The organism is Herbaspirillum sp. VT-16-41, from assembly GCF_001994935.1.
Taxonomy (GTDB): domain Bacteria; phylum Pseudomonadota; class Gammaproteobacteria; order Burkholderiales; family Burkholderiaceae_D; genus Herbaspirillum; species Herbaspirillum frisingense.
In genome coordinates this window covers 451,368-457,916 of the sequence record NZ_MUXB01000114.1, presented here as the reverse complement: position 1 = coordinate 457,916, position 6,549 = coordinate 451,368, and the positions used below count along the sequence as shown (strand labels likewise).

At 65.5% G+C, this 6,549-nt stretch carries 5 protein-coding genes and 1 pseudogene; 1 reads left to right on the top strand and 5 read right to left on the bottom strand.

Annotated features, from left to right (window positions below; all coding sequences use genetic code 11):
• Positions 1–76: 76 nt before the first annotated feature.
• A pseudogene (locus BTM36_RS17300) lies at positions 77–871 on the bottom strand (PAS domain-containing protein); the annotation flags it as partial.
• Positions 872–1,122: 251 nt separating this feature from the next.
• Here BTM36_RS17300 and BTM36_RS17295 point away from each other — a divergent pair.
• Positions 1,123–1,953: a VOC family protein gene (locus BTM36_RS17295; RefSeq protein ID WP_077237223.1), complete on the top strand. Its 831-nt coding sequence runs from the start codon at positions 1,123–1,125 to the stop codon at positions 1,951–1,953.
• Positions 1,954–1,966: 13 nt separating this feature from the next.
• On the opposite strand, the gene BTM36_RS17290 is transcribed toward BTM36_RS17295, so the two are convergent.
• From BTM36_RS17290 to BTM36_RS17275, 4 genes are all read right to left on the bottom strand, one after another.
• Positions 1,967–4,033 (bottom strand): AsmA family protein, encoded by a 2,067-nt coding sequence (locus tag BTM36_RS17290; RefSeq protein ID WP_077237222.1) that lies wholly within the window; start codon positions 4,031–4,033, stop codon positions 1,967–1,969.
• Between the two features lie 138 nt (positions 4,034–4,171).
• Positions 4,172–4,564: a D-ribose pyranase gene (rbsD, locus tag BTM36_RS17285; protein ID WP_077237221.1), complete on the bottom strand. Its 393-nt coding sequence runs from the start codon at positions 4,562–4,564 to the stop codon at positions 4,172–4,174.
• Between the two features lie 27 nt (positions 4,565–4,591).
• Positions 4,592–5,503, bottom strand: a complete 912-nt coding sequence (rbsK, locus tag BTM36_RS17280) for a ribokinase (protein ID WP_077237220.1) — start codon at positions 5,501–5,503, stop codon at positions 4,592–4,594.
• A gap of 10 nt (positions 5,504–5,513) precedes the next feature.
• Positions 5,514–6,533 carry a LacI family DNA-binding transcriptional regulator gene (locus BTM36_RS17275; RefSeq protein WP_077237270.1) on the bottom strand — a complete coding sequence of 340 codons (1,020 nt, stop codon included), beginning with the start codon at positions 6,531–6,533 and terminating at the stop codon, positions 5,514–5,516.
• Positions 6,534–6,549: the final 16 nt, after the last annotated feature.

Sequence of the window (6,549 nt, the reverse complement as noted above, 5' to 3'; positions counted from 1 at the left end):
GACGCCGCAACAGTTTGCAGAGACTTTTTTAACCGCAGACTCCAAGTCGTTCTCGTACTAAATTGGGGAGCAGGTCACGGTCACGCTCGGCTTCGACGGCGCGCCGGCCTTCGATATCCATCAACACGCCGGGGAAGGTGCTGGGTACGCCATCCGGGGTCAATTCCACGCGGCCGTTGGCTTCCAGCCAGTAGTAGCGACCATCGCGTCGACGCGTGCGGTACTGGTGGGCGTAGGTGCCGCCCCGGGCCAGGGTTTCACGGATGCGGGCCGACAGTAGTTCGCGGTCGTCAGGGTGCACCGCTTCCATGATGTCGGCGATGCACAGGCGCGACAGGTCGCGCTCTGGCGCCAGGCCGAAGGCCACGGCAAAGCCCTCGTCGACGTTCAGGCGGTCCGAGGGGATATCCCAGATCCAGGTGCCGATGATGGCGCCGGCTTCCAGGGCCAGTTGCACGCGCTGGACGTTCTCGCGCAAGGCGGCCTCGGTCCGGCGACGCGCCGTCACGTCCCGGAACAGGACCGAGACCTGACGCATTTCCACCGGGCCCACGCGCGTGGCGGAGACCTCGATATGACGACCGACGGCCTTGAATTCCTGCTCGAAACGCAGCGGCTGGCCGGTCAGCAGGACCTGTCCATACACATCCAGCCAGACCTGGGCATTCTCGGGCTCGATTTCACGCAGGCGCTTGCCGACGATGCCCTCGATGCCGGTATGACGGTAATAGCCGGAGTTGGCCTCGATATGAACATAATCACTCAAGGGGCCATGCGGCCCATCGATGAACTCGATGATGCAAAAACCATCATCGATAGCCTCCAGCAAGGCGTGACGATAGGCGCTGGTGAGGGGGCTATTCCCCTCCATTGCCGGTTGCTGATCCAAAATAATGCCCTTCCTGATCGTACTGTCTTCGTACTTGCCTTTGTACGGGGCGATTGACTGCCCACGTCCACCCACTTGCGCCGCTACGGTAGAGCTTGGTGGCAAGCTTATCGGAAAGCTTGGCGTCGCGGCCACTTTCCGAGACAAATCCCCTGCCATGACAGGCCAGCTTGCCGCACGTAAAATGGCGGCCTGCCGCTTCCTGGCAGATTCATTCTTGTTGATTGGCTTCTATGACCCAAGGTCTGCCCGAAACGCTCCCGCTGGCGCAAAATATTCCCGCGCGGCTGGATCACCTCGTCCTCAATACCCACTACGACATCGACGCTGCCCATGCCCAGCTGCAGGCGCTGGGCTTTACGCTCACCCCGCGCGGCTATCACACACTGGGCTCGGTCAACCATCTGGTGATGTTCCCCGGCGGCTACCTGGAGTTGATCGGCCAGCCCCGCGACAGCGACAAGGTGCGCCAGGAAATCCTGGACAGCCCGCTGGGCCTCGACGGCCTGGTCTATGCCGTGGCCGACGTGCCGGCCTGCCACGACGCCTGGCAGGCAATGGGCCTGGTGGTGCAGCCGGTGCAACACTTCTCACGGCCGGTGCTGCTGGACGGGGTTGCCACCGATGCCCGTTTTTCCACCGTACGCCTGATTCCCGGCCAGTTCGCCGCAGGCCGCGTCTACGCCTGCCATCACTTCACGCCGGAACTGGTGTGGCGCCCTGAATGGATGGGCCATGCCAATGGCGTGCAGGGTCTCACGAGCATGCTGGTGACCGATGCCGATCCCGAGGCTACCCGGGCCGCCTATGCCCGCTTGGGGGAATGGGAAGACGGCTTCGCACTCGAATTTGCCGATGCCGCTGGCTTGCAGGCGCGCTTTGGTGGGCTGGCCGCCTTTGCACCGCAGCGCCCGGCCGCTTTCGCGGCGCTGCGCTTTTCAGGCGGCGACCTCTCACGCATCAGCGCAGGGGCCCAAGCCCTGGGGCTGCCGCTGCACCAGGAGCCGCAGCGGCTGGTGGTGGCCCTGCCGGCATTCCAGGCGCTGTTCGAATTCCTGGGCTAGCGCTGTTGCAGCGCTAGCGCGCATCGGCCGCAGCGTGCGGGGCGCAATCGTCGGGTATCTTCTCGCCCGGGGTGATCAGCGGAATCACCGCTGCCACCGGTGCTACCAGCGCCAGGGCGGCGGCCGCCCCGGCCCGTGCAGCCAGGCCTTCCTTGCTGGCACCGATGTCGGGCTTGGCGAAGCTGCCCCGCACATACAAGGGGGTGCGCAGCGATAGGATGCGAACCTGCTTGGTGCGCGGATAGACGTTCAGCGCCAGCTTTTCCTGCCCCAGATCGACTTGCCCGGAGATGTCGATGGCCGCGTCCTCGGTATTGAGGATGCCGTGCCGGACCTGCGCCACGCCCTCCTTGATCGTCACATCGGCGGCGCCGCATAGCAGTTTGACCTGCTGGTCGCGGTACATCTTGGCAAACACCGCGTTGGCCAGGTTCAGACCGGCAGCTTCCAGGATGAACTGGCTGATGGTGCCCTGGCTCAGATCGGCCTTGATCCGCCCGTCGGCGCTGGCCAGCATGGCGGCGACCGAGTTGCCGCTGCCGTTGAGGCGGGCCTGGCCGTCCAGCTTGCCGAAGCTGGCGTCGATCCTGGCCAGTTTCGGAAACAGCTGGCGCACCTGCACCCCATGCAGGTTCACTTGCAGGCTTGAACGGATGTCGTTCTGGCGGCCATCGAGCGTGACTTCGCCGTCCCCCTTGCCACCGGCCATGTCAAATTGCAGGGGCGCGACGGTTAGCACCTGGTCCTTCAGCCGCAGGGTGGTGCTGGCGTCCTGCCAGTCCAGCCCACCATGCAATTGCACGCGACTGGCCTTGAGTTCGATGTCGGCATCCAGCCTGGCCCAGCGCTGCGGCTGCGCCGGGCGTTCAGGCAGCACACGATCCTGGCGCTTGCCTTCGCTTTTACCCTCTTTTTTGCCCTCTTTCTGCTTGCCACCGGCGGCCGGCACGTAATCCTCCAGCCGCAACAGATCGGCGTGGGCGGTCACGCTCAGGTGGTTCTTGGGCGGGCCGCGGTAGTAATGGGCATCCCCGGCGAAATCACTCTCACCGACCTTGCCGGTGAAGCGTTCATAGCGCCAGTCCCAGGCCTTGGTGGCGTTATCGCGATCGGTTTTGCCCGCGCCCGCAGCCTCGGCCCGCTGGATGGTCAGGCTGCCCTGGGTACTGAACGCACGCGTGGCCGGCAGAGGAACGCCGCTGGCGGCATAGAGCCGGTCCAGGCTGTCGCCACTCAGGCGGATCTGCAGGTCGGCACGCCGCAGCTGATGAGGATTGACGAGATTGCCGCTGATCACGGCGTGGACTTCACCCACGTCGCCCTGCGCCTGCAGGGGATAGACGCTGCCCTCGTTGAGCAGGTCGGGCAAGGGGCCGCCGCGCAATTGGCCCCGTATCTCAGCCTCACCGTAGCGGCCCGACACCGCTGCCTGCAGGACCAGTCCAGGCGGGCTGCCGCTGCCCTCGGCGGTGCGCATGGCGGCTGCACTCAGGGGGCGGGCGTCGAAGCGCAGGTCCAAGTCCAGCGGCTGGTCCACATAGCGGATCTGGGCATGGTCGAAGACGATCTGGTGGATGTCGAAGCTCCAGCGCGAACGTGGCTGGTCGGAGAAGCGCCAGTTCTTGCGGCGCTCGTCGGCCCGTTCCATGATCAGGTCCAGGCCGGTCACGCGCATGTCGGTGATATGCCAGTGCCAGTGCAATAGCGGGAGTGGGGAAAAATGCAGGTCCAGCAGACTGGCCCGGACCAGATGGTCGGCGCTCCGCGCCCAGTCCGGGTTGCCGATCTGCAGGTCGCGTGCGGTAAAGTGCAATTGCGGCAGCCAGGATCTGTCGCTTTGGGGGGTGGCCGGGGCCAGCGACCAGGACAGGCTGATCGGGCCATCGACCCGTATTTCCCGGGCCAGCATGGTGGAGAGCTGGCGGCTGATCCAGGGCTTGGCCAGGTTCCAGTCGAACAGCGCCACCAGCAGGGCCAGCAAGGCCGCCAGCACCACCAGCGCGGCCACGCACCAGGTCAGCAGGCGGCCCAGCCTGGCCAGCAGTGGCCTCCCAGGCAGCCTCACCGAGTGCACGCGCATCTCCGCCCTCCTTCACTTTGCATGGTTCTGTCCTGACCGCTTAGGTTTCATCCAAACGCGACAGTATCAGCTGTAGGACCCTTGCTGGCTATAGGAGAAGCGGCCGGCCGCTTGTCAGAGGGATGGCAGGCCCAGGGCTTAGAACACCACGCCGGAACCGAGGATGATATTGGCGTAGGGGGTGCATTCGCCGGTGCGGATCAAGGCCTTGGCGCGGGCACTCTGGCGCTTGAAATCTTCATGCGGGACGCTGCGCTTGCCGGCCAGTCCCAGCGCTTCGACCTGGGCGGCCAGGGCGGGACTGACGGTCTGCATTTCGTCGGCGACGACGTGGAACTCGACCTGCAGTTCGCTCAGCACCGTCTGCAGCACGGTCATGAAGTCCGGCACGCCGCGCGTGACCGCAAGGTCGATCACAGGGACGCCGGCCGGTGCCGGCAAGCCGACGTCGCCGATGACCACGGTGTCGCCATGCCCCATGGTGGCAATCAGCTGGGAGATGGCGGCGTTGAGCAAGGCGGTCTTTTTCATGGCATTCCTGGCAGAGAAATCAAATGATCAGAGCACGACTTCGTCGCGTGTCGGGATGGAGGTCTGGGCGCCGATGCGCGTCACGCTCAGGGCAGCAGCGGCCTGGGCGTAGGCGATGGCGTCGAACGGGTCGCGCCCCTGGGCGATGGCGCCGATGAAGCCGCCGATAAAGGTGTCGCCTGCAGCCGTGGTATCGACCGCCTGCACCTTGCGCGCCGGCAGATGGTCTTGCCGGCCATCGGCGAAGGCGCCGTAGACGCCCTTCTCACCCAGCGTGACCACCACATTGCGTGCGCCCAGCGCATGCAGGCGCGCGGCCAGTTGCGGGATGTCGTCGGAGTTGGCCACGGCACGCTCTTCGGCCAACATGGCAGCTTCGATCTCATTGAGGATCAGGTAATCGACCTTCTGCAGCAGTTCGCGAGGCAGCGCCTGCGCCGGCGCCGGGTTCAGCACCACGGTCTTGCCCAGGGAGTGGGCCAGCTCGATGGCGTGGATCACGGTGGGGATCGGGACTTCCAGTTGCAGCAGCACGATGGAGGCCTGTTCTATCAGCGGGCGGGCGCGTTCGATGCGTTCCACGTCCAGGCGGCCATTGGCGCCAGCGGCGATGACGATGCTGTTCTGGGCGTTGGCATCGACCATGATGGAGGCAATGCCGGTGGCTTCGCCAGCCACTTCGTCGAGGTAACGGTCATCGATGCCGCAGGCAGTAATGGACTGGCGCATCTGGGCGCCGAAGGCATCGTCGCCCACGCAGGCCACCATGGCCACTGCGGTGTCGGGCGCGGCCAGGCGGGCGCAGGCCACGGCCTGGTTGGCGCCCTTGCCGCCGGGGATGGTCATGAATTTGTCGCCCGCCAGGGTTTCTCCCGGCATGGGCATGCGAGGCACGCGCAAAACCAGGTCCATGTTGACGCTGCCGATGATGACGATCATGTGCTTTCTCTTATTTCTTTATCTTGTTGTCGAACGGGGCGGTCGAGCCCCGCAGTTGCAATTGTGGCGCTACCGTCTCGCGGCGCGCCGGCAGGTCCGGGTCGGCGATGCGTTCCAGCAGGAATTGCGCCGTCAGGTTGCCCAGCCTGCGGGTGTTCTGGGCCACCGTGGTCAGGGGCGGATGGACGAACTGGGCCAGTTCGATGTCATCGAAGCCGACCACCGACAGCTGGCCCGGCACTTCGATCTGCAGTTCACCGGCGGCGCGCAGCACGCCGATGGCCATCATGTCGTTGCAGCAGAAGATGGCGTCGGGACGCGCATCGGTGGGACGCTCCTGCAGCAGTCGCATGGCCGCCTGGTAGCCGCCGATGCCGCTGAAGTCGGCATGCAGCAGGTCACTGGGCGCAAGCTTGCCACCGCCCTCCTCCAGCGTCTGGCGGAAACCCTGCACCCGCTCGTCGGACAGGTCCAGCCCCTCCGGTCCGGCGATGCAGGCCACGTGGCGCCGCTTCAGGTCCAGCAGATGGCGGGCTGCCAGGCTGCCGCCGAGGGCGTTGTCGGTGCTGACCAGGTCGATGTCCAGTTCCCTGGGCGCTCGGTCCAGCAGCACGGTGGGGATGTCCAGCTTGCCGGCCGGGTTCAGGTCGGACTGGTTCAGCGTGGCAAGAATGAGACCGTCGCAGCGCTTGGTCTGCAACACCAGCAGGTAGTCGCGCTGCTTGGCCGGGTCATCGTCGGAATTGCACAGGATGACGCTGTAGCCGGCGCCATAGCAGTGGTCTTCGATGCCCCGCGCCAGCTCCGAAAAGTACGGGTTGGTGTTGTTGGGGATGATCAGGCCGATACTGCCGGTGACCTTGCTGCGCAGCGAACGCGCCAGCGCACTGGGCACGTAGTCCAGTTCCTTGACCGCGGCCAGCACGCGCTCCTTGGCCTCCGGACTGACCGGACGGGTCTGGTTGAGCACGTGCGAGACCGTGGTGTAGGACACCCCGGCCAGCCTGGCGACATCCTTGATGGTAGACATGGCGTGGGTGCTGCCG